General features: G+C 69.5%; 19 protein-coding genes. 7 read left to right on the top strand and 12 right to left on the bottom strand.

Annotation, left to right across the window (positions count from 1 at the left end; all coding sequences use genetic code 11):
- Positions 1–7 precede the first annotated feature (7 nt).
- Positions 8–619 carry a TetR/AcrR family transcriptional regulator gene (locus tag JUB11_RS01305; RefSeq protein WP_207455474.1) on the top strand — a complete coding sequence of 204 codons (612 nt, stop codon included), beginning with the start codon at positions 8–10 and terminating at the stop codon, positions 617–619.
- 7 nt (positions 620–626) lie between these two features.
- The gene (locus tag JUB11_RS01300) at positions 627–1,265 is read left to right on the top strand and encodes a LysE family translocator (RefSeq protein ID WP_207455472.1); all 639 of its coding nucleotides are present in this window, start codon (positions 627–629) and stop codon (positions 1,263–1,265) included.
- Between the two features lie 36 nt (positions 1,266–1,301).
- Here the strand turns inward: JUB11_RS01300 and JUB11_RS01295 are convergent, their stop codons facing one another.
- The gene (locus tag JUB11_RS01295; protein WP_207455470.1) at positions 1,302–2,174 is read right to left on the bottom strand and encodes a LysR substrate-binding domain-containing protein; all 873 of its coding nucleotides are present in this window, start codon (positions 2,172–2,174) and stop codon (positions 1,302–1,304) included.
- 120 nt (positions 2,175–2,294) lie between these two features.
- On the opposite strand from JUB11_RS01295, the gene JUB11_RS01290 reads away from it, so the two are divergent.
- Positions 2,295–3,044, top strand: a complete 750-nt coding sequence (locus JUB11_RS01290; protein WP_207455468.1) for a sulfite exporter TauE/SafE family protein — start codon at positions 2,295–2,297, stop codon at positions 3,042–3,044.
- Between the two features lie 53 nt (positions 3,045–3,097).
- Here the strand turns inward: JUB11_RS01290 and JUB11_RS01285 are convergent, their stop codons facing one another.
- Positions 3,098–4,063 (bottom strand): tripartite tricarboxylate transporter substrate-binding protein, encoded by a 966-nt coding sequence (locus tag JUB11_RS01285; protein ID WP_207455466.1) that lies wholly within the window; start codon positions 4,061–4,063, stop codon positions 3,098–3,100.
- Positions 4,064–4,181: 118 nt separating this feature from the next.
- A complete protein-coding gene (locus JUB11_RS01280) occupies positions 4,182–5,735 on the bottom strand; it encodes an ATP-binding protein (RefSeq protein ID WP_207455464.1) in 1,554 nt (517 codons plus the stop codon).
- A 244-nt stretch (positions 5,736–5,979) separates the two neighbouring features.
- Between JUB11_RS01280 and JUB11_RS01275 the strand changes: the two genes are divergently transcribed.
- Entirely contained in the window at positions 5,980–7,806 is a 1,827-nt protein-coding gene (locus JUB11_RS01275) for a GGDEF domain-containing protein (RefSeq protein ID WP_247886759.1), read from the top strand.
- A gap of 7 nt (positions 7,807–7,813) precedes the next feature.
- Here the strand turns inward: JUB11_RS01275 and JUB11_RS01270 are convergent, their stop codons facing one another.
- The 5 genes from JUB11_RS01270 to JUB11_RS01250 all read right to left on the bottom strand — a co-directional run bounded on the left by JUB11_RS01270 (position 7,814) and on the right by JUB11_RS01250 (position 13,272).
- A complete protein-coding gene (locus JUB11_RS01270; RefSeq protein WP_247886758.1) occupies positions 7,814–8,593 on the bottom strand; it encodes an ABC transporter ATP-binding protein in 780 nt (259 codons plus the stop codon).
- On the bottom strand, positions 8,590–9,462 hold the full coding sequence (locus tag JUB11_RS01265) for an ABC transporter ATP-binding protein (protein WP_207455460.1): 873 nt from the start codon (positions 9,460–9,462) through the stop codon (positions 8,590–8,592). Before JUB11_RS01265 ends, JUB11_RS01270 begins: the two co-directional genes overlap by 4 nt.
- A complete protein-coding gene (nikC, locus tag JUB11_RS01260; RefSeq protein ID WP_207455458.1) occupies positions 9,459–10,373 on the bottom strand; it encodes a nickel transporter permease in 915 nt (304 codons plus the stop codon). Before nikC ends, JUB11_RS01265 begins: the two co-directional genes overlap by 4 nt.
- Positions 10,370–11,383 (bottom strand): ABC transporter permease, encoded by a 1,014-nt coding sequence (locus tag JUB11_RS01255; protein WP_207455457.1) that lies wholly within the window; start codon positions 11,381–11,383, stop codon positions 10,370–10,372. The genes nikC and JUB11_RS01255 overlap by 4 nt, the downstream gene beginning before the upstream one ends.
- A 284-nt stretch (positions 11,384–11,667) precedes the next feature.
- Positions 11,668–13,272 (bottom strand): ABC transporter substrate-binding protein, encoded by a 1,605-nt coding sequence (locus tag JUB11_RS01250; protein ID WP_207455456.1) that lies wholly within the window; start codon positions 13,270–13,272, stop codon positions 11,668–11,670.
- A gap of 221 nt (positions 13,273–13,493) precedes the next feature.
- Here JUB11_RS01250 and JUB11_RS01245 point away from each other — a divergent pair, with 221 nt between their 5' ends.
- The 3 genes from JUB11_RS01245 (at position 13,494) to JUB11_RS01235 (ending at position 16,019) form a co-directional block, all read left to right on the top strand.
- Entirely contained in the window at positions 13,494–13,715 is a 222-nt protein-coding gene (locus tag JUB11_RS01245) for a hypothetical protein (protein ID WP_207455455.1), read from the top strand.
- Positions 13,716–13,855: 140 nt separating this feature from the next.
- Complete coding sequence (locus JUB11_RS01240) at positions 13,856–14,746, top strand: EamA family transporter (protein ID WP_207455454.1); 891 nt, start codon at positions 13,856–13,858, stop codon at positions 14,744–14,746.
- 97 nt (positions 14,747–14,843) lie between these two features.
- Positions 14,844–16,019, top strand: coding sequence for a Fic family protein (locus JUB11_RS01235; protein ID WP_207455452.1), 1,176 nt, complete (start codon positions 14,844–14,846; stop codon positions 16,017–16,019).
- A 26-nt stretch (positions 16,020–16,045) separates the two neighbouring features.
- Here the strand turns inward: JUB11_RS01235 and JUB11_RS01230 are convergent, their stop codons facing one another.
- The 4 genes from JUB11_RS01230 to JUB11_RS01215 all read right to left on the bottom strand — a co-directional run bounded on the left by JUB11_RS01230 (position 16,046) and on the right by JUB11_RS01215 (position 21,138).
- Positions 16,046–17,662 (bottom strand): diguanylate cyclase, encoded by a 1,617-nt coding sequence (locus JUB11_RS01230; RefSeq protein ID WP_207455449.1) that lies wholly within the window; start codon positions 17,660–17,662, stop codon positions 16,046–16,048.
- A gap of 14 nt (positions 17,663–17,676) precedes the next feature.
- Entirely contained in the window at positions 17,677–19,371 is a 1,695-nt protein-coding gene (locus tag JUB11_RS01225; RefSeq protein WP_207455447.1) for a HAMP domain-containing sensor histidine kinase, read from the bottom strand.
- Positions 19,372–19,590: 219 nt separating this feature from the next.
- On the bottom strand, positions 19,591–20,310 hold the full coding sequence (locus JUB11_RS01220) for a metallophosphoesterase (protein ID WP_207455445.1): 720 nt from the start codon (positions 20,308–20,310) through the stop codon (positions 19,591–19,593).
- A 36-nt stretch (positions 20,311–20,346) separates the two neighbouring features.
- Positions 20,347–21,138 carry a nucleotidyltransferase family protein gene (locus JUB11_RS01215; RefSeq protein ID WP_207455443.1) on the bottom strand — a complete coding sequence of 264 codons (792 nt, stop codon included), beginning with the start codon at positions 21,136–21,138 and terminating at the stop codon, positions 20,347–20,349.
- Positions 21,139–21,171: the final 33 nt, after the last annotated feature.

The raw sequence follows: 21,171 nt of genomic DNA, 5'->3' as shown, positions 1-21,171 counted from the left end.
GAAGAGCATGTCCGAGACCAGCGCCGCGCCCCGGCGCCTCACCGACCGGAAGCGGGCGGACATCGTCGCCGCGGCGGAGCGGCTGCTGCTGGAGGCCGGCTACGGCGCCACCAGCATGGACCGCATCGCCGCCGAGGCCGGCGCCTCCAAGCGCACCGTCTACAACCACTTCCCCAGCAAGGAGGACCTGTTCCGCGCGGTGGTGGAAGGGATGTACGGCGCCCTGCACGGGACGGATGGCGTCCTGCGCCCCGGCCAGCCGGCGGAGGAGGCGCTGGCCGCCTTCGCGCGGGCCATTCTTGCCCACACCGGAAACCCGCGCCTCCGGGCGCTGATCCGGCTGGTGATCGCGGAGAACGCCCGCTTCCCCGAGATCACGAAGATCTATTTCCAGGCGGGCAAGGAGCCGGCGGTCGACCGCCTGTCCGAATGGCTGGCGGGGGAAGCTGCGGCGGGGCGCCTGTCGGTCGCCAACCCGACGCTGGCCGCCCAGCAGTTCCTCGGCGCGATCAAGGAGGCGCTGTTCTGGCCGGTCCTGCTCGGCCTCGCCCCCCTGCACACGCCCGACGAAGTCGTGTCCGAGGCAATCGCCGGCTTCCTCGCCCGGCACGGGAGATGAGCGCGTCATGACCGGAACCCTGATCCTCGCCTCGGCCTTCGCCGGCTTCGTCTACGGCATTGCACCCGGCCCGGCGGTGCTGGCGCTGTTCGGTATCTCCGCCAACCAGGGGCGGGGGGCCGGCATCGGCTTCGTGAGCGGCCATCTGCTGGGCGACGCGCTCTGGACCTCGCTGGCGCTGGTCGCCATCATCGGCGCGCAGTCCGTCGGCTCGGTGGTCTTCGACCTGCTGGGGCTGCTCTGCGCCGGCTACCTGTTCTGGCTGGGCTGGGGGGCGGTCACCGCCAAGCCGCGCGAGGGCGGCGAGATGGTGCTGGAGGTGCGCCGGCCGGTGGTGCGCGGCCTCCTGTTCGGTCTGACCAACCCCAAGGGCTATCCGGTCGCCGTCGCCACCTTCGCGGCCCTGCTGACCAGCCACGCCGCCGACCTCAGCTGGGCCGGCTTCCCGGCCCTGGTGCTCGCGGCCTGCCTGGGTTCCTTCACCGCCTATCTGATCCTGGTCGCCGTGACCGGCACCGGGACGGTCCGGCGCTTCTACCGCCGGTACGAGATCTGGATCGTGCGGGCGTCGGGGCTGATGTTCATCGGCTTCGCCCTGCACGCCGTGCTGCATTCCGCGTCGGGGCTGATGGCGCGGCGGGCCTGAGGGACAGATGTGAGGGGCGGATGTGAGCGGCGGGGCTCAAGCCTCCGCGGCGCTGCTCCGCAGCCAGTCCCGGAACTCCTTGAACCCCGGATCCTGCTGACGGGCGGGGCGGGAGACGAGGTACCAGGCGCGGCCCAGCGGCACGGGCGGCGGGAAGAGCGCCACCAGCCGGCCCGCCGCCACGTCGTCCGCGATGTAGGTCTCCACCCCCAGCGCCACCCCGACCCCGTCGATCGCCGCCTGCAAGGCCATGGCGTGGCTGCCGAAGCTCAGGCCGGCGGAGGCGGGCTGCGGCAGGCCGGCGGCGGCGAACCAGCGGGGCCAGTCGTCCGACCAGTGGGAGACGGAAAGGCGCGTCGCCGCCAGCAGATCCTCCGGCCGCCGCAGCTCCCGCGCCAGGGCGGGGGCGCAGACCGGCAGCATGCCGGCGGTGAAGAGGGGCTCGGCCTCGTAGCCCGGCCATTGGCCGTCTCCCAGCAGCACGGCGCAGGTCCAGTCCTCGCGGATCGGGTTTCCGCCCCCGCCGGTCGCGATGCGCACCTCCACCTCGGGATGCGCCGTGTGGAAGCCCGACAGGCGGGGGATCAGCCAGCGCACGGCGAAGGTGGCCCCGACGCCGATGGTCAGGACCCGCCCGGCGCGCATCGCCGTCACCCTCTCCACGTTGCGCGCCATGGCGTCGAAGGCCTCGGTCAGGCCGGGCCGCAGGGCGCGGCCGCGCTCGGTCAGCGCCAGCGCGTTGGGCTGGCGCTCGAACAGGGGGAAGCCCAGCCGCTCCTCCAGCAGCCGGACCATGCGGCTGACCGCCGCCGGCGTGACGTTCAGCTCGCCTGCGGCGCCCGTGAAGCTGCCGTGGCGGGCCGCCGCCTCGAAGGCGCGCAAGCCGTTCAGGGAGGGCAGGCGGCGCATCGGCGCGTCTCCGGTTCAGCCCGACATTTCCTGAGGGTCAGCATCAGGCAATGCCGTTTGCGGCGCAAGCGTATGCCATGCCAGCATCGCTTGCAGACTTACGAAACTTGAGTGGTGGGTATGCTGACCTTGCCGATGGTGACGGCCCTGGGCGTCACCGTTCTCGCGACCTCCTTCCTGTCCGGCCTGTTCGGCATGGCCGGCGGCATGGTGCTGATGGGGCTGCTGCTGACCTTGCTGCCGGTCAGCGCCGCCATGATGCTGCACGGCGTCACACAGATGGCCGCGAACGGCTGGCGCGCCTGGCTGTGGCGCAGCCATGTGGTGTGGAGCATCGTGGCCCAATATGCCCTGGGTGGCGCCGTGGCGGTGGCGGTCTTCGCGCTGCTCGCCCTGGTGCCGGACAAGGCGGTGTCGCTGATCGTGCTGGGGCTGTCGCCCTACATGGCGCTCGCGGTGCCGGCCCGCTGGGCGCCGGACGTGACCAGGCGCGGGCACCCGGTCATCGCCGGGGTGTTGTGCATGGGCATCCAGCTCGTCGCCGGCATTTCCGGCCCGCTGCTCGACGTCTTCTTCGTGAAGTCCGGCCTGACCCGGCAGAGCGTCGTCGCGACCAAGGCGACGATCCAGGTCTTCGGCCACCTGTTCAAGTCGGTCTATTTCGGCGCGATCGTGCTGGCGTCCGACGCCAACGCGGTGCCGCCGGCCGTCCTGCTGCTCTGCGTCGCCATGGCGGTGCTGGGCACCAACCTGTCCCGCCGGGTGCTGGACCGCATGACCGACGACCAGTTCCGCGCCTGGAGCCGGCGGCTGGTCCTCGTCACCGGGACCATCTATCTCGGCCAGGGGCTGTGGCTGCTCGCCGCCTGACGGCAAGGACAAGGCCCCGCCCATGATGGACGGGGCCTTGTTCGTCGAAGCATTTACTTCAGCAGGCCGAGGTCGGTCAGGGTGGCCTTGATCACCGACTGCTGGTCCTTGACGAAGGCGGCGAACTGGTCGGACGGCAGGTAGGCGTCCACCCAGCCGCGCTCCTTCAGGATCTGCTTCCATTCCGCGCTCTGGACCATCCGGCCCATGGCGGCGTCCAGCTCCTTGCGCTCGGCCGGCTTCAGGCCGCCCTGGGCCATCACGGAGCGCCAGTTCACCAGCTCCACATCCACGCCCTGCTCCTTCAGGGTCGGCACGTCGATGCCCGGCAGGCGGGTGGCGGAGGAAACGGCGATGGCGCGCAGCTTGCCCGCCTGGATCTGGGAGGCGAACTCGTTGTAGCCGCCGGCGCCGACCGTGAGATGGCCGCCCATCACCGCCGCCAGCATCTCGCCGCCGGCCCCCGCCGCGATGAAGTTCATCTTGCTCACGTCGCCGCCGATGGCCTTGACGATCATGCCGTAGAGGATGTGGTCCGGGCTGCCGGCGGCGAAACCGCCCATGGAGACGGAGCCTGGGTCGGCCTTGAACTTCGCGACGAGGTCGGCCACCGACTTGATGGGCGAATCCGCCGCCACGACCAGCGCCTGGTACTCGCCGGTCAGCCGGGCGAGCGGCGTTACCTGGTCGAGCGTGACGGGGGAGTTGTTGGTCAGCACCGCCCCCACCATGCCGAGGCCGGAGATGATCAGGCCGGTATCGCGCTTGCGGCCGGTCACGAACTGGCTGAGGCCGATGGTGCCGCCGGCACCCGGCACGTTGACCACCTGGACCTTGGATGCCAGCTTCTCGTTCTGCAGCACCTGCTGCATGGCGCGCGCGTGCTGGTCGTAGCCGCCGCCGGGGCCGGCCGGCGCGATAATCTCGACACTTTTCAGCTCGGCCGCCGCAGGAAGTGCTGTGACGCTGCCTGCCATGAAAGCCGCCGCGACGAGCAGCTTCGAAAACCCGGATGCCATGACGTTTCCCCCTCGGACTGTAGGACTGGCGGACGATACTGCCAGGGGAAGCTGTCATGCACCTGTCGCGGCGGCGGTTTCTCTTATTCCCCGAAGATCAGGCCCCGGTCATCAGGCGCTACGCCACGGCGAACAGGTCGCCCGTCTCCGGCCCCTCCTCGGCGTTGGGGTCGCCGAGCGCCGTTTCCCAGCCGAGCGCGGGCAGGGCGATGCTGCGGGTGTTGCCGAGCCCGTTGCGGGTCGTGACGAAACCCTTCTGCTCCATGTAGGTCAGCAGCCGGCGGGCGCGCCCGCGCGAACGGCTGCCGCAGGCCCGCGCCACCTCGGCGTCGGACGGGCAGGGGGCGTGTTCCAGTGCGGCGCGGGCCAGCATCAGGAACACCACCTGGATGTCCTCCGGCAGGGTGGCGGCGACCTCCGTGGCCTTCGCCCAGTCCGGGCTTTCCTCCGTCGCCACCCCGGCCCCGGCGCGGGCGGCGGCCAGCTTGCGGCGGAAGGCCGGCAGTTCCACCGCCTCGCCCTCCAGCTCGCGGCCCCGGCAGCGCACCAGGAAATTCTGGTAGAGCACGGCGACCGGCTGGTAGGCGGCCTCCGGCTCGGTCGCCACCTCCCGCACCACCTCGTCGTACTGCGCCGCGCGCTCGGCGGCGGCTTGGCGGGCGGCCTCCCGCTCCTCCTCGCTCGGCCCGTCCGGCGTGGCCTCCTCCGGGTCCGGCGTCCGTTCCGCCATGGCCGGGCGGGAGCGGGCGAGCTGCATCAGCAGCTCGGTGCTGGCGGAGGTCGAGGGGCGGCGGGTGGGGAAGCGCGCCGGCTCCTCCTCGCCCGGCGTGAAGATCAGCTCGCGGGCGTCCTCCACCGGCGTCTCGGGCAGCGGCATCAGCTTTGGGCTGCCGGCCCGGCCGCTGGTCTGGACATGGCCGATGCGCAGGGGGAGCGGGCGGCGCGAGATGGCCGGGCCGAGCGCGATGAAATGGCCGCGCTCCAGGTCGCGGAACATCTCCGCCGTCTTGCGCTCCATGCCCAGCAGGTCGGCGGCGCGTGCCATGTCGATGTCGAGGAAGGTCCGGCCCATCAGGAAGTTGGAGGCCTCCGCCGCCACGTTCTTGGCGAGCTTGGCGAGGCGCTGGGTGGCGATGACGCCGGCCAGCCCGCGCTTGCGGCCACGGCACATCAGGTTGGTCATGGCGCCGAGCGAGGCCTTGCGCGCCTCGTCCGACACCTCGCCGGCGGCTGACGGCGCGAAGAGCTGCGCCTCGTCCACCACCACCAGCATCGGGTACCAGTAGTCGCGGTCGGCGTCGAACAGCCCGCCCAGGAAGGCGGCGGCGTGGCGCATCTGCATCTCCATGTCCAGCCCTTCCAGGTTCAGGACGACGGAGACGCGGTGCTGGCGCACGCGGGCGGCCACGCTCTGAAGCGCGGCCTCCGTGTGCTCGGCGGCGTCCACCACGACATGGCCGAAGGCCTCGGCCAGCGTGACGAAGTCGCCTTCGGGATCGATGACGGCCTGCTGCACCCATTTGGCGCTCTGCTCGATCAGCCGGCGCAGCAGGTGCGACTTGCCCGAGCCGGAATTGCCCTGCACCAGCAGGCGGGTCGCCAGCAGCTCCTCCAGGTCGAGCGTCGCCGGGCTTCCCGGCCCGGTCGCTCCCATGTCGATGGCAACCCTCATTCCTACTCCCTCAAGGCTCCGGACCAACGCTCCGGAATCGAAGCTCCGCAAGGCGGCCCCTCCTATAGCGCAAAAGCCGGGGCGCGGACGAGAAACGCTTTGGGGACAGCCGGAAGAGGGACATGGGATTCCGGTCCCGCAGCTGTCATGAAAGCGAAAAACAAATTTGTTATAAGTTTGGAAGAAAGTCGCGTCATGCGGTGCCGGACCGTGTCGCGCCTCCTGTCCAAGCACGGGTATGGCCATGATGAACGGACTGTTGATGCGGGCCCTGGACCCCGACGAGGAGGGCGAGGACGCCGCGCCCGGCGGGCGCCGTCCCGTGCTTCCCGCGCGCTGGCGGCACATGCTGGAGCTGCTGGAATACGCCTTCCAGCCGGTGGTGCAGATGCGCACCGGCCGCTGCCACGGGGTGGAGGCGCTGCTGCGCGGCTTCGACCGCATGTCGCTGCTCGGCATACCCTACCAGAACCCGCACGAGTTCCTGGACGGGGCCTTCGCGGAGGGCGTCCTGCCGGCGGTGGAGGCGGCGCTCCACGACAAGGCGGTGGAGGCCTACCGCGCGCTGGAGGGCTGGCGGGGCGGCAAGCTGTTCCTGAACATCGACGCCCGGCTGGTCGGCCAGCCCGGCTCGGACGCTCTGCTCGCCGGGCTGCACCGGGACGGGCTCGGCATCAACCTGGAGATCTCCGAGCGCAGCGACCTGACGGCGGACGGGGTGGAGCAGGCCATCGAGCGTTACCGCGCGGCGGGGCTGGGCGTGGCGCTGGACGATTTCGGAGTCGGCTACGCGGGCCTGCGCCTGCTGTACGAGGCCAAGCCCGACTATGTGAAGATCGACCGCTTCTTCATCGCCGGCATCGACCGCGACATGCGCAAGCGGGCCATCGCCCATTCGCTGGTCGGCTACGCCCACACGCTCGGCATCCTCATCATCGCCGAGGGGATCGAGACGGAGAAGGAATTCTACACCTGCCGCGACCTCGGCTGCGACTTCGCGCAAGGCTACCTGATCTGCAAGCCCCGGCTGGACTTCACCGAGCTGCCCGGGCGTTTTTCGGTGGTGGAGGACCTGAACCACCGGGACCGCCGCCAGAAGACCGAGGCGCACCGCCTGTCCGAGGTGATCGAACGCCTGCCGCCGCTGCCCGTGGACTCGCGCAAGACGGAGCTGCTGGACTATTTCCGCGACGACGACAGCCCGCCCGTCGCCCCGGTGGTGGACGGCCACCGCCGCCCGCTGGGGCTGATCCGCGAGCGCGACCTGAAGCGCTTCGTCTATTCCCGTTTCGGCAGCGAGCTGCTGCGCAACCGGGGCATCGGCGACACGCTCAAGCACCTCGTCTACAAGGGGCCGGTCTGCGACATTTCCACCCCGCTCGACCGGGTGATCGAGGCCTTTTCGGCGGAAGAGGCGGCCGACGGGATCATCATCATCGAGGGCGGGGAGTATGCGGGCTTCCTCAGCTCGGCGGCGCTGGTCCGGCTGGTGCACGAGCGCAACCTCGCCATGGCCGCCGACCAGAACCCGCTGACCCGTCTGCCCGGCAACGCCGCCATCGTCCGCCACATCGAACAGGCCCTCCAGGACCGGTCCTGTTCGCACCTGCTGGTCTATCTGGACTTCGACAACTTCAAGCCCTTCAACGACCATTTCGGCTTCCGCCAGGGCGACCGCGCCATCCTGATGTTCGCCGAGCGGCTGAAGGCCTGGGCCGCCGTCGGAAAGGGTTTCGCCGGCCACATCGGCGGCGACGACTTCTTCCTGGGCGTCAGCGACGGCGACGAGGCCGAGGTGCTGGGGCGCGTGGCCGAACTGCTGGCGCTGTTCCGCTCCGACGCCGAAAGCCTTTACGATCCGAAGATGCGGGAGGAGGGCGGTTTCCTCGCTAAGGACCGCTACGGCAACACGCGCCGTTTCCCCCTGCTGTCGGTCAGCGGCGTCGCCGTGTCCATCGCCCCCGGCGCGCACGGGCTGACGCCGGACGTCATCAACGCCGCCATCGCCGGCTGCAAATGCGACGCCAAGACCAGCCCGACCAAGCTCTGCGTGGTGCGGCCGGGGGAGTAGCGCGGCGCTACGCGAAGTCCCGGAAGGCCTCCGCCGCCGCCCGGTCGTAGCCCCGGCTGGCGCGCAGGAGCTGGCGCGTGTAGTCCTCCCGCGCCTCGCCGCGCCGAAGGGCCTCGGCGTCCAGCTCCTCGACCAGCCGGCCGCGGTTCATCACCGCCAGCCGGCCGCACATGTGGGCGACGACGGCGAGGTTGTGGCTGACCAGCACATAGGTCAGGCCGCGCTCCGCCCGCAGGCGGGTCAGCAGGTTCAGGATCTCCGCCTGCACCGACACGTCGAGCGCCGAGGTCGGCTCGTCCAGCAGCAGGATATTCGGCTCCAGGATCAGCGCGCGGGCGATGGCGACGCGCTGGCGCTGCCCGCCGGAGAGCTGGTGCGGGTAGCGGTAGCGGAACTGCGATCCCAGCCCCACTTCGGCCAGCGCCCGTTCGATGCGGGCGTCGGCATCGCCCATCCGGTGGATGGCGACCGGCTCGGCCAGGATGCGGTCGATGGTGTGGCGCGGGTGGAGCGACCCATAGGGATCCTGGAAGACCATCTGGCAGCTCTTGAAGAAGCCCTTGTCGCGCCGCCGCCCCTGCGCCCGGCCCTCCACCCGCAGCTCGCCCGTCCAGTCCGGGTTGAGGCCGGCGAGCGCGCGCAGCACGGTGGACTTGCCGGAGCCGGACTCGCCGACCAGCCCGAAGCTCTCGCCGGCCTCCACGCGGAAACTCACCCCTTGCACGGCGGCGACCTCGCCGAAGCTCACCCGCAGGTCCCGCACCTCGATCATGGGGTCTCCCGTCATCGGCCATCCTCCAGCCAGCGCGGGTCGCGGGCAAGGACGGGCAGTTCGGCGCGCCGCTCCTCCAGCCGGGGCAGGCTGTCGAGCAGGCCGCGCGTGTAGGGGTGGGTGGCCTTGTGGAGGTCGGCGGCGCGGCAGCTCTCCACCACGCGGCCGGCATACATGATCAGCACCCGGTCGCAGAAGGAGGCGACGAGATTCAGGTCGTGGCTGATGAAGACCAGCCCCATGCCCTGCCGGCCGCACAGCTCGTCCAGGATCACCAGAACCTGCATCTGGACCGTGACGTCGAGCGCGGAGGTCGGCTCGTCGGCGATCAGCAGGGCGGGGCCGGGGATCAGCATCATGGCGATCATGATGCGCTGGCCCATCCCGCCCGACACCTCGTGCGGGTAGAGGCCGTAGACGCGCTCCGGGTCGCGGATGCGCACGGCCTCCAGCATCTCCAGCGCGCGGCGCCGCGCCTCGCCCGACCCGGCCCGGTGGTGGACGCGGTAGGCCTCGGCGATCTGGCGGCCGACGGTCATCACCGGGTTGAGCGAGAATTTCGGGTCCTGCATGACCATGGATATGCGCCGCCCGCGGATCGCGCGCAGGCGCGTCTCGGGCAGGGCCGTCAGCTCCTCCCCCTCGAACTCCATGCGGTCGGCGGTGACCGTGCCGGGGCTGGGCACCAGCCGCAGGATGGAGCGGCCGGTGAGCGACTTGCCGGAGCCGGACTCGCCGACGATGCCCAGCTTCTCCCGCCCCATGGCGAAGGACACGCCGCGCACCGCCTCGAACGGCCCCGTCGGGGTTGGGAAGGCGACGCGCAGGTTCTCGACGCGCAGCAGGGGGCTTTGGTCGGAAGGGGTCATCGACTTGGGCGTCATCGGCTTTTCGGGTCCAGCACGTCGCGCAGGCCGTCGCCCAGCAGGTTGAAGCCCAGGCTGACGATGAAGATGGCGATGCCGGGCATGGTCGCGACCCACCATTGGTCCAGCACATACTGCCGCCCGGCGGCGATCATCGCACCCCATTCCGGCAGGGGCGGCTGCGCGCCGAGCCCGAGGAAGCCGAGGCCGGCGGCGGTCAGGATGATGCCCGCCATGTCCAGCGTCACCCGCACGATCAGGGAGGAAGAGCAGAGTGGCACCACATGCCCCAGGATGATGCGCGCGCTGGACGCCCCTTGCAGCCGTGCCGCCTGGATGAAGTCGCTGTGCCGGATGGTCAGTGTCTCGGCCCGCGCGATGCGGGCGTAGGCCGGCCAGCTGGTGATGGCGATGGCGATGATGGCGCTCTCGATCCCCGGCCCGAGCGCCGACACGAAGGCGAGCGCCAGGATCAGCTTCGGGAAGGCGAGCGCTATGTCGGTGATCCGCATCAGCGCCGCGTCCACCCAGCCGCCGAAATAGCCGGACACCGTCCCGATCGCCAGCCCGGCGATGGGTGCGGTGACGGTCACCAGCGCCACGATGTACAGCGTCAGGCGCGAGCCGTGCAGGATGCGCGACAGGATGTCCCGCCCGAAGGCGTCGGTGCCCAGCCAGTGCGCCGCCCCCGGTGGGATCAGCCGGCGGCCGAGATCCTGCTGGTAGGGGTCATAGGGGGCGAGCCAGGGCGCCAACGCCGCCATCAGCACCAGCCCCAGCACGATGGCGAGTCCCAGCATGGCGAGGCCGTTGCGGGTGAAGCCTTGCCAGCCCCGGTAGAGGCGGCCGAGCCGCGCCTGGGCACGGGAGCGCGGGGTGTCGGCGGTGAGCCAGCCCGCCAGGGAGCCGCCGTTGGGGTTGGCGCTCATTTCGCCCTCGGGTCCAGGATGCGGTAGAGCAGGTCGGACAGCAGGTTCAGCCCGATGAAGACCCCGCCCACCACCAGCGTGCCGCCCAGCACCGCGTTCATGTCAGCGCTCAGCAGGGAGCTGGTGATGTAGAGCCCCAGCCCCGGCCAGGCGAAGACGGTTTCCGTCAGCACCGACCCCTCCAGCAGCGTGGCGTAGGACAGGGCCACCACCGTGGTCAGCGGCACGGCGATGTTGCCCAGCGCGTGGCGCCAGACCACGCGCGCCTCCGACAGCCCCTTCACGCGGGCGGTGGTGATGTATTCCTGGCGGAGCTGGTCCAGCATGAAGCTGCGGGTCATGCGCGCGATGTAGGCGACGCTGTAATAGCCGAGGATCGCCGCTGGCAGCATCAGGTGATGGAGCGCGTTCCAGAAGATCTCCGTCTCGCCGGCCAGCAGCGCGTCCACCGTCACCACGCCCGTCACCGGCTCGACCAGCCCCTCGTAGAAGACGTCGAGCCGCCCCGGCCCCGGCGCCAGGTCCAGCCGGGCGTAGAAGACCAGCAGCCCGACCAGCCCCAGCCAGAAGACCGGCACGGAATGGCCGATCAGCCCCAGGACGCGGATCAGATGGTCCGGCCAGCGCCCCTGGTGGACGGCCGCCATCACCCCCGCCGGGATGCCCAGGGCCACGCCGAGGATCACCGCCGCCGTCGCCAGCTCCAGCGTCGCCGGGAAGACGCGCAGTATGTCCTCCAGCACCGGGCGGGAGGTCAGCACCGACTGGCCCAGGTCGCCACGCAGCACGTCGCCGACATAGACGGCGAACTGCCACCAGAGCGGCTGGTCCAGACCCATCTCGATCCGCACGCGCTCATACACGTCCGGCATCGCCCGGTCGCCCAGCACCGCCAGCACGGGGTCGATCGGCACCACCCGCCCGATCAGGAAGGTGACCAGCAGCAGTCCCAGCACCGTCAGTGCGACGGAGACGAGCAGGCCGATGGCGCGGAGGAGGAGTCTTCGCAAGGCAAACTCTGGCAAAAGGAAAGGAATAACCCTCGCCCCGGTAACTACGGCATCCGAACACGCTGTTCTGCTGCAACTTAATGAAAGATGACCATTTTTCCGTCATCCCCGCGGACGCGGGGATCCAGAAGTTCCGCAGGGGGCTTCTGGGGAGTTCTGGACCCCCGCTTTCGCGGGGGTGACGGAAAAGTGGGTGTTTTTCCTTTAGCTGCTGCTTCGCGACATGGTCGAGCGCTATACACCCTCAGGGGAAAGGGACAAGAAATACTCTGCGTCTCGCCGCCCTAATCCTTCTTCGCCTTCCAATAGTAGTTCGTGTCGAAGTTCGGACCCCAGATCAGGCCGGTCACGTCGCTGCGCCGGGCGATCACCTCGGTCTGCTGGAACATGACGACGTAGGGCGAGGTCTCCATGACCTCGCGCTGGAGGTCGGCGTAGAGGGCCGCGCGCTTTTCGGCGTCGCGCTCCATCACGGCGGCCGCGGTCTTCTTCGTCAGGTCCGGGATGTCCCAGGCGTTGCGCCAGGCGAGCGACTTGACCTTGCCCTCGTCGGAATTGTCGGGGTTGGAGGCGAAGGCGTCGGCGTTGGTGTGCGGATCCTGGTAGTCGGCGCCCCAGCGGTAGAGCAGCAATTCGTGGTTGCGGGCGCGGTACTTGGTCAGCACCTGCTTGCCGTCGCCGGGCACCAGCTCGATCCGCACGCCGCCGGCCGCGGCGCTGCCCTGAATGGCCTGGGCCATGTCCAGGCTCGGGGAGGTGTTCTGCACGTCCAGCCGGATGGTGAAGCCGTTCGGGTAGCCGGCCTTGGTCAGCAGCTCCTTGGCCTTCTGCGGGTCGTAGGCATAGGGCGTGTCGCCCAGAGCACCCAGGAATCCGATGGGCAGGAAGGCCTGATGCGTGGTGCCGAGGCCGTTCATGATGGTCTTGCGCATCCCGTCGTAATCGACGAGGTGCTTCATCGCCTGCCGCACCTCGGGCTTGGACAGGATTTCGTTCTTCTGGTTCAGGCCGAAATACCAGACCGTGCCCTTGGGCGCCTCCTCGATCCGGATGGAGTCGCTGGAGCGCAGGGGCTCGAACTGCTCGGGCTTCAGGTTGCGGGCCACGTCCACGTCGCCCTTTTCCAGCAGCAGCCGCTGGGTCGCCGGTTCGGGGATGTGGCGGATCAGGACGCGCTTCATCGCCGGGGCGCCCTGCCAGTATTTCGGGTTGGCGTCGAGCATCAGCAGCTCGGCCGCCTTCCACTGGCGCAGGCTGAAGGGGCCGGAGCCGGCGGAGTTGGTCTTCAGCCAGTTGTAGCCGAGGTCGCCGTTGGCCTCCTTGCTCTTCACCAGCTTGGAATCGAGGACGGAGGCGACGCCGGCGGTCAGGCAGTAATAGACGAAGGTCGGCGCGTAGGCCTTGTCCGTCTCCATCACCAGCGTGCGCGGGTCGGTGGCCCGGATCTTCTGGTCCACGTTCTCCGCCGTCAGGCCGAACTGGCCGAGGATGAAGGCGGGCGACTTGTTCAGCTTCACCACGCGCTGGAGCGACCAGGCCGCGTCCTCTGCGGTCAGCGGGTTGCCGGAATGGAAGGTGATGCCGTCGCGGATCTTGAAGGTGAAGGTCTTGCCGTCGTCCGATACCGACCAGCTCTCCGCCACGGCGGGCAGCAGGCGCGACACGTCCTTGGGGTCGAAGGCGATCAGCCGGTCGTAGATCTGGGAGCTGTATTCGGCGCCGGAGAACTCGAAGATCTCCGCCGGGTCGAGGCTGATGATGTCGTCGAACTGCCAGGCCATCACCAGCGTGTCCTTCGGCGTGGCGGCGAGCGCCGGCAGCGGGCCGGCGGCAAGGGCGGTGCCGAGCGCGATGACGGCGGCACCCAGAAGGCGGCGGGGGGTGAGCATCGGGCCGTGTCTCCCTGAAGATCCCGGTGTCCGGCGATTCCGGCACGGGCGGATTCCCGTTTGGAATCATGGCGCTGGGAAAGGTCTGGACGAATGATCCGGCCCGGCCTTCCGGTCTGTCAAGCGGCCCCAGGTCGTAGGCGCGCGGCAACGACGCGCCGCGCGGCCTGTTTCCATGAGGACGGCGTCGATCAGGACACCACCAGAACAAGGAGCCGAGCATGGAAACGGACAAGGAAAACGAGCAGGCCCATGTGCCGAAGCCTCCGACCCGTGAGGAGGTCGAGGAGATCAGCCGCGCCCAGGCCATGATCACCGACGACTGGACCGGCGACAGCGGCGTGTCCCAGGGCGGGTCCGGCGCCGCCGGGGGACGCGGCCCCGACCAGGCGTCGGAGTCGGCTTCGGACGGCTCCGATTCGGGCGGGGACTCAGGGGAATAGGCGGCGGCATCCCGGGGCGGGCGCCTGTCCGCCCGTTCCATTCCCCTCCGATGGCGTGACCGGGAGCACGGCGGGGTGGCGCGCGGCATCCGTGTCGCGTAGGGTGCGCGCCCGCTCAATTGTTGTGCAGTCCCGCCATCATGCTCGCCAGTCTCGCCGCGCTCGGTGCCGCCCTTTGCTGGGCGATCGGGGGCTTCATCGCCGTTGGCCCGGTCCGCGCCATCGGCGCGCTGGCCTTCAACCGGCTGCGCATGTGCATCGTGGCGGTCGGGCTGGTGCTGGCGGCGACGCTGCTCGGCGGCTGGGCGACGATGGACGTCCATGCGGCGGCGCTGCTGGCCCTGTCGGCGGCCGTCGGCATTGTGCTGGGCGACACGGCGCTCTTCCTGGCGCTGGGCCGGCTCGGCCCCCGCCGCAACACGGTGGTCTATTCGACCAACGCGCCGCTGACGGCGCTGCTCGGCTGGTTCGTGCTGGGGGAGGGGCTGGGGACCTGGACCGCGGCGGGCATCGCGCTGGTCACGGCAGGCGTGATGCTGGCGGTCTTCTTCCGCGCCTCCGCCGCCCCCACCCACGACTGGGAGACGGTGCGCGGCAAGCTCGCCGTCGGGGTGGCGATCTGCCTCGCCGCGGCGCTCTGCCAGGCGGTCGGCTCGATCATCGCCAAGCCGGTGATGGCCTCGGGCGTCGATCCGGTCGCGGCCTCGGCCGTGCGTGTCGGCACGGCGGCCCTGATGATGGTCGCGATGGGGCTTCTGCCCGGCCAGACCCTGATCCCCAGCGCGGCCCTTCAGCCCCGCGTGCTGCTGCCCATCGTGATCAACGGCTTTCTCGGGCTCGGGCTCGGCACGACGCTGCTTCTCCTCGGCCTCGCCTACGGCAAGGCCGGCGTGGTCGCCACCCTGTCGGCGACAAGCCCGATCCTCGTCCTGCCCCTGCAATGGGCGCTGACCCGCAAGCCCCCGGGCGCCGGCGCCTGGGCCGGCGCCGCCGTGGCCGTGCTGGGCGTGGCGCTGATCGTGAACCGGTAGGCGATCGTGAACCGTTAGGCAGGGCAGGGGCGGAAACTTGCATGGAGTCGGGCGCTATTATAGCTTTCCGGAGAAAACTTTAATAAGCCCGGATCCCATGCAAGCTTTCGGCACCTATGAGGCGTTCGAGGCGGAGGGCGGGCGTATCCTGTCCTGCTACCGGCCACCGGTGCCCGCCATGCCCGTCATCGACGAGGTGTGGGAGGTGCTGGAGAGGGCTCGCCACGCCGTCGAATCCCTGGATCGTGCCTTGATGGGCTTCCCGGTTTCCGGCGTGGTGGGAAAGCTGTTCGCGCGGCTCGACGCCGTCCACTCCTCCGGTGCCGAGGGTGCGACGACCACCTTCACGGACCTTCTGGAGTTCCAGACGTCCCTGCAGCGCGCACGCGATCCGGAGGATGCGCAGGCCGTCGCCGGGAGTGCCGATGCCTTCGACGAGCTTCAGGGAAAGATGCCCGATCCCCGCGAGGCGGTTCTTTCGATCCACCGCCGTCTTTTCGAGGCCGTCCGGGACCCCTATGCGGCCGCCCAGGCCGGGCAGTGGAAAACCCACGTGAACGCGACCCTGGATGCGGAGACGGCAACCGGCTTTTTTTATTACACGGCACCGGCGACTCTCCAGGACAGCCTGGCCGAGTGGAAGGACTTCACGATGGCGGAGGGCGGCCCGGAACTCGTGCGTCAGGCGCTGTCGCATTGGATGTTCGAACACATCCACCCCGTGGGCGACGGCAACGGCCGCGTGGGACGCCTGCTCGTGCCATTGGTGGTCCATGCCAAAGGCGCGACCACAACGGCCTGCTGCTTCCTGGGCGAGGCGGTCCACGGCAACAAGGAAATCTACATCGAGGCGCTGAAACGGGCGCGCCGCACGGGGGACATCGCCGCCTGGGCGAGGGTCTTCCTCTCGCTGGTGGAACAGACGGCGGCCAGGAACCTGATGCGTCTGGAGAGGCTGGGCCAGCTTCATGACCGCTGGCGGCAGGCGACCAAGAGCTTGCGCGGCCACAGCGCCGTCCATGACCTCGTTCCCTGGGTGCTCACGAAACCCGCCTTCACCGTTCGCGACGCACTGGCCGGCTTGGGCAAAGGCACCTACACTAGCCTCAACACCGCCGTCCGTTCCCTGGCGGAACTCGGCATCGTCGAGGCCGCCGGGGCTGCCGGGCGCGACCGGCTGTTCATCGCACCCGAGGTGATCGACCTGTTCGAATCGCCGGGACTGCGCCATGGTCCCACTGCCAGTTCGGGCATGAGACCGTCGCGCGGGTAAGGAAACGGTCCGAAATCCCCCCGGCTTCAAGCCGCGAAGGCGTCGTCCATGGCGACCACCTGGTTGCGGCCGGCGTGCTTGGCGACGTAGAGGCGGCGGTCGGCGCGGTTCATGAGCTGCTCCGGGCTGGTGCCGTCGGCGCCGAAGACGGCGATGCCGAAGCTGGCGGTCACGGTGACCGGCCCTTCGCCCGTCTGGACCGGCATGGTGGCCAGGGCGGCGCGGATCCGCTCGGCGATGGCGAGCGCGTCGTCACGGGACGCTTCCGGCAGCAAAATCACGAACTCCTCCCCACCGGTGCGCCCGATCAGGTCCGAGGGCCGGAGGATCGCCGAGGCGCGCTTCACGAAGCACTTCAGCACGGTGTCGCCCGCGGCGTGGCCGTGGGCGTCGTTGATGTCCTTGAAATGGTCGAGGTCGATGGCGAGCACGGAGAAGGCGCGGCCCTGGCGCTGCGCGCGGGCCATTTCCCCCGCGGCGCGCTCCATGAGGCAGCGGCGGTTGCGGGCGCCGGTCAGCGGGTCGAGCGTGACCAGCCGCTCCAGCTCGCGGTTGGCGTGCTCCAGCTCGCGCGTCCGCTTGGCGACCAACTCTTCCATGCGGTCGTAGAGCATGACGTTCTCGAAGCCGATGGAGATCTTCGAGGCGAACAGCTCCAGGAGCTGGCGGTCCACGTTGGTCAGCGTCTCCGGCGAGCAGATCAGCACGGCCGTCCCCTCGCCGTCGCGGCTGGGGATGTAGAGCACGGTGTGGTGCTCGTCGAAATGGGTGGCCCGGCTTTCCAGGGCGCGGGAGACCAGCGCGCTGACAGCGGGGGACAGCGGCCCATCCCCGTCCCGGCCGCCGTCGGCGCCGAGGCAGCATTCGAAATCGCCGATGGCGGCCAGCACCCGCAGGGCGGCGCCCGCCTCGGTTCCTGTGTTGCGGGCGCAGAGGATGCCGTTGGGCGCGCAGCCCAGGAAGGCGCTGAGCTGGGTCAGCACGCCGGTCGCGAACTCCCGCATGGAATGCAGGGTCAGCAGCTCCGACGAGCTGTCGATGATGCGCTCCAGACCCTGGCGGTTGGCCTCCAGCGCGCGGATGTGCCCGTAGGAGCGCAGCGCCGTGACCACCGTGGTGAAGAGCTTCTGGGCGGTCAGCTCGGTCTTCGCCTTGTAGTCGTTGATGTCGTAGGAGACGATCACGTCCTCTTCCGGCGCCTGACCCGGCTGGCCGGTCCGCAGCACGATGCGGACGGCCTCGTTGCGCATGTCCTCCCGGATCTCCCGGGCGAACTTCAGGCCGGCGTCGTCCGTCTCCATCACGACGTCGAGCAGGATGACGGCGACGTCCGGGCGCATCGCCAGGATGCCGCGCGCCTCGGCGGCGGAATGGGCGCTGAGGATCTGCACGCCGCGCTCGCGGAAGCGCAGCTTGGACAGGACGAGCCGGGTCATGGCGTGAACCTCCGGCTCGTCGTCGACGACCAGGATGGTCCAGGGGCTCTCGTCGTAGCGCGCGCCCGACGGGCTGCCACGCCCGGCGCCGCCGCGCGCCGGGCCCGCCAGCTTCAGTGGCTTGCGTGCCGGTGCCGCCGGGGCGGCATTCGCGTTCGAGGCCAGGGCCGTTTCCATCGCATCGGCACTCCGTTCCAGGGAAACCATCGCCGCCTCCGTCCTTACTGTGCGGCCTGGACCAGGGCCGGCGCGGACTCCGCCGCCGTCCTCGGGCCGAGGCTCCTGGGGAAGCGCAGGGTGAAGGCGGCACCCCGGCCTTCCTCGCTCCTGAGCTGGATGGTCCCCTTCAACGAGGTGACGACCGCGTTGTAGACGACGTGCAGCCCGAGGCCCGAGCCGCCGGCGCTGCGCCGGGTCGTGAAGAAGGGCTCGAAGACGCGGGGCTGGTGCTCGGCGGGGATGCCCTTGCCGTCGTCGCTGTAGACCAGCTCGACCGTGCCCGGCTCGGGCTGGGTCACCGCGATGCGCAGGTTGCCCGTCGTCCCCTCCTCGTAGGCGTGGATGAGCGAGTTGGCGATCAGGTTGGTGACGCAGTGGGACAGCGCACCCGGCGTGCTGTCCACGATCAGCCCGGCCGGGCAATCGACGGTGATGGCGTGGGGCGTCCGGCGCAGGTTGGGGCGCAGGCTCAGCAGGATCTCGTCCAGATAGTCCTTCAGGTCGAAGACCCGGCGGTCGTTGGCGGTCTGGTCCACCGCGACGCGCTTGAAGCTCTGGATCAGGTCGGCGGCGCGTTGGCTGTTCACCAGCAGCAGGCGGGCGGCCTGCTGGGCACTGTCGAAATAGCCCTCCAGCTCGTCACCGCTGAGCTCGCCGTCGGCGTAGCGGGCCGACACCTTGCCGGTCTCCGCCTCCAGATGCGAGGCGGCCGTCAGGATGATGCCCACGGGCGTGTTGATCTCATGCGCTACGCCGGCCACCAGCCCGCCCAGCGCCGCCATCTTCTCCGCCTCGATCAGCGAGGCCTGCATGGTCCGGAGCTGCTCCAGCGACTCCTCCGCCGCCGTCTTGGCCGTGGCGAGATGCTCCATCATCTCCTCCTGGCTGTAGACGCCGCTGAAGGAGCGGGTGGTGTGGAAGGCGCGCACGACGCCGAAGCTCAGCAGAAAGAAGCCGCCCGCGAAGATCGCGTGGGCGATCCACCAGAGATGGTTCCAGGGCTTGGCGATGACGAAAGCGGCCGAGGACTGCACGAAGCAGGCGACCGCGAGGATGTAGAAGGTCATCAGCGGCGAGCGGATGCGCCGGGCCAGCATCATGGCGATGCCGGCGAGCCCGAGCCCCAGCGCGCCGTATTCCATGCTGAGCCGCACCGCCGGGTGGCTGGCGATGGGGGACATGGCGACCGCGAAGACCAGCACGTCCACGACCAGCAGCCCGGCGATCCAGGACAGCCAGGAGCGGCCGCGCTCCGCCTCGGCGTGGGCGGGCTTGCCATACTCGAGCAGGCCCCGGAACAGGAAGGCCGCCATGACCAGCCGCGAGGCCGGGCCGTACAGCAGGAACAGGAACATGTTGTGGTGCGACGCGCGCGTCAGGATTCCGTGCGGCGCGTAGACGATGGCGAAGCCGATGAAGGCCAGCGCCAGCCATTTCAGGAACGGCTCGCCCGAGCTGCCGTAGCAACGGAAGGTCACATAGGCGACGAAGCTCGACAGCAGGATCGAAAGCCCGATGGCGACCTCGTGGAAGCCGTGGTCGGCGAATTTAAGGCCCGGATCCTGGTAGAAATGCAGGTAGCCGATCACCGCCGCCGGCAGCAGAGCGAACAATCCGTAGAGCGACCATTCATAGATCCTGGTCAATCCGCGCACGCTGGAAGCCTGGGCGTCGCTGAAACCTGCCGCCTGTGCCATGTCTGTCCGCTCTCCGCCGTGCTCTGCTGATCGAGCTATGAGGTTTTACATATCTCCTTTCTGGTTGTAAACCTCAGGGGTTAATACTTTGTTGCAGAGCGGACACCTGGAGGCGTTCGGTTTCAGGGATGAAATGGAAGGCCGGCGGACACGCTTGCAGAGTGCCCGGCGGAGGAGCAGGCCCGGCGGAGAGAGCCGGTCCCGCCGGTGCGAGGGGCGTCAGATCTGGAGCAGGGCGTAGGGGCGGCCGGACTCCTTCTCGATGGTCTTGGCGACGTTGTAGACCGGGGTGCCGCGCGGCGTCCGGCCCGCGTAGAAGCCGTGATGGGCGTGGCCGTGCACGACGGCCCGGACGTTGGGGAAGCGGTCGATGGTCTCCGCCAGGCGGGAGGAGCCGAGGAACGGGTAGATCTCCTTCGGCTCGCCTTCGATCGTCGCGGCGATGGGGGCGTAATGCAGCACGGCCAGGACCCGTTCGGCGTCAAGCTGGCGGAGCGCGCTCTCCAGATGCATGGCCTCGTTCACCGCCTCGTGGACGAACTGCTTGATGGCGGACTCGCCGAAGGCGTCCAGCATCATGTTCTCGAAGCCGCCGCCGAAGCCCTTCACCCCGGCGAAGCCGACGCCCTTGATCACCTGGGGCGTGCCGTCGAGGAAGCGGACGCCGGCCTGCTCCAGGATGCGCTGCATGTCCTCGGTGGGGCCGCATTCATGGTCGTGGTTGCCGAGCACGGCGACCACCGGCATGCCGATGCCGATCAGGTCCTGCGCCAGGATCTCGGCCTCCGCCGGCTTGCCGTGGTTGGTCAGATCCCCGGCCAGCACCAGCACGTCCGCGCGGTCGGCGATCTCCCGGAACAGCTCGCGGTAGGGGTTGACGGAGGTCTCCCCCACATGGATGTCGCCGATGGCGGCGACGGTCAGCGTCTCGTCAGCCATGTATCCTTCCTTCGATTGTCATGCCCGCGCCCGCCTTCAGCGGCTCCGCCCTTCCTCGCCCACCACGTCGGCGAAGCCCCATTCGGCCACGTCGATCAGGTAATCCTCGCGCGAGAACAGCCGGCCGCGGCAGATGCGGGTCTGCGGCAGCGGCAGCTTGGCGCGCTCCGACAGCCGATCCAGCAACTCCTGCATCAGCCATTCGGGAATGCAGTCGCGCTCGGTCGGGTAGATGAAGCGGAAGTTCAGGACCTGCATCAGCAGCACTTCCCAATACTGCTCCATGTGCGCGAGCAGGCGCTTCCAGTCGATGTGCTGGTGCTGCTTGAGGATCAGGTGCGCGACGTCCGGCCCGTCGTACTTGTGGCGCATCTGCACGAAGGACTTGGAGAAGACGATCTCCGTCGGCGGAATGAGCTGCACGTCGATGCCGCAGACGATGGCGTGGTGCGACTCCTCGAACCAGCGGTCGTTCACCGGGTTGATCGCCACGGCCGAGTTGAAGATCACGTCGAAGAAATGCGGCCCGTGCTTGACCTTGCCGATCCAGCGCTCGTCCTCGATCTCCGTCTCGAAGCCGCGGTCCTGGAAGAAGGTCAGCACCCGCAGGAAATCGCCGCCCCGGCAGAAGATGTCGATGTCCTTGGTCGGCCGGCAGATGCCCGTGTAGGCGCTGACGGCGTAGGTGCCGCCGAGCAGGAAGGGGATCTGCGACTCCTTCAGGAGCTTCAGCCCCTCGGTGTAGAAGGCTTCGGCCTCCGGTGTGACGGTGGCGTTGCCCTGGCTGTGCTCGTGTTCAGGCGAGGGCGCCTGGGGGGACGGCGTCATGCTGTTCATCGTCGGGTCCGTGCTCGCCTTTTC

It is taken from the genome of Azospirillum sp. SYSU D00513 (assembly GCF_017356015.1).
Taxonomy (GTDB): Bacteria; Pseudomonadota; Alphaproteobacteria; order Azospirillales; family Azospirillaceae; genus Azospirillum.
The sequence above is the reverse complement of the archived record's forward strand: the minus strand, read 5'-3'. Positions and strand labels throughout refer to the sequence as shown.

What these genes read in the sequence shown, in the direction of transcription:
- JUB11_RS01300 (WP_207455472.1), top strand. Translation starts at nt 627, where the DNA reads ATGACCGGAACCCTGATCCTCGCCTCGGCCTTCGCCGGCTTCGTCTAC.
- JUB11_RS01275 (WP_247886759.1), top strand. Translation starts at nt 5,980, where the DNA reads ATGATGAACGGACTGTTGATGCGGGCCCTGGACCCCGACGAGGAGGGC.
- JUB11_RS01240 (WP_207455454.1), top strand. Translation starts at nt 13,856, where the DNA reads ATGCTCGCCAGTCTCGCCGCGCTCGGTGCCGCCCTTTGCTGGGCGATC.
- JUB11_RS01295 (WP_207455470.1), bottom strand. Translation starts at nt 2,174, where the DNA reads ATGCGCCGCCTGCCCTCCCTGAACGGCTTGCGCGCCTTCGAGGCGGCG.
- JUB11_RS01250 (WP_207455456.1), bottom strand. Translation starts at nt 13,272, where the DNA reads ATGCTCACCCCCCGCCGCCTTCTGGGTGCCGCCGTCATCGCGCTCGGC.
- JUB11_RS01305 (WP_207455474.1), top strand. Translation starts at nt 8, where the DNA reads ATGTCCGAGACCAGCGCCGCGCCCCGGCGCCTCACCGACCGGAAGCGG.
- nikC (WP_207455458.1), bottom strand. Translation starts at nt 10,373, where the DNA reads ATGAGCGCCAACCCCAACGGCGGCTCCCTGGCGGGCTGGCTCACCGCC.
- JUB11_RS01220 (WP_207455445.1), bottom strand. Translation starts at nt 20,310, where the DNA reads ATGGCTGACGAGACGCTGACCGTCGCCGCCATCGGCGACATCCATGTG.
- JUB11_RS01215 (WP_207455443.1), bottom strand. Translation starts at nt 21,138, where the DNA reads ATGACGCCGTCCCCCCAGGCGCCCTCGCCTGAACACGAGCACAGCCAG.
- JUB11_RS01270 (WP_247886758.1), bottom strand. Translation starts at nt 8,593, where the DNA reads ATGACGGGAGACCCCATGATCGAGGTGCGGGACCTGCGGGTGAGCTTC.
- JUB11_RS01225 (WP_207455447.1), bottom strand. Translation starts at nt 19,371, where the DNA reads ATGGCACAGGCGGCAGGTTTCAGCGACGCCCAGGCTTCCAGCGTGCGC.
- JUB11_RS01235 (WP_207455452.1), top strand. Translation starts at nt 14,844, where the DNA reads ATGCAAGCTTTCGGCACCTATGAGGCGTTCGAGGCGGAGGGCGGGCGT.
- JUB11_RS01230 (WP_207455449.1), bottom strand. Translation starts at nt 17,662, where the DNA reads ATGGTTTCCCTGGAACGGAGTGCCGATGCGATGGAAACGGCCCTGGCC.
- JUB11_RS01245 (WP_207455455.1), top strand. Translation starts at nt 13,494, where the DNA reads ATGGAAACGGACAAGGAAAACGAGCAGGCCCATGTGCCGAAGCCTCCG.
- JUB11_RS01290 (WP_207455468.1), top strand. Translation starts at nt 2,295, where the DNA reads ATGCTGACCTTGCCGATGGTGACGGCCCTGGGCGTCACCGTTCTCGCG.
- JUB11_RS01280 (WP_207455464.1), bottom strand. Translation starts at nt 5,735, where the DNA reads ATGAGGGTTGCCATCGACATGGGAGCGACCGGGCCGGGAAGCCCGGCG.
- JUB11_RS01285 (WP_207455466.1), bottom strand. Translation starts at nt 4,063, where the DNA reads ATGGCATCCGGGTTTTCGAAGCTGCTCGTCGCGGCGGCTTTCATGGCA.
- JUB11_RS01265 (WP_207455460.1), bottom strand. Translation starts at nt 9,462, where the DNA reads ATGACGCCCAAGTCGATGACCCCTTCCGACCAAAGCCCCCTGCTGCGC.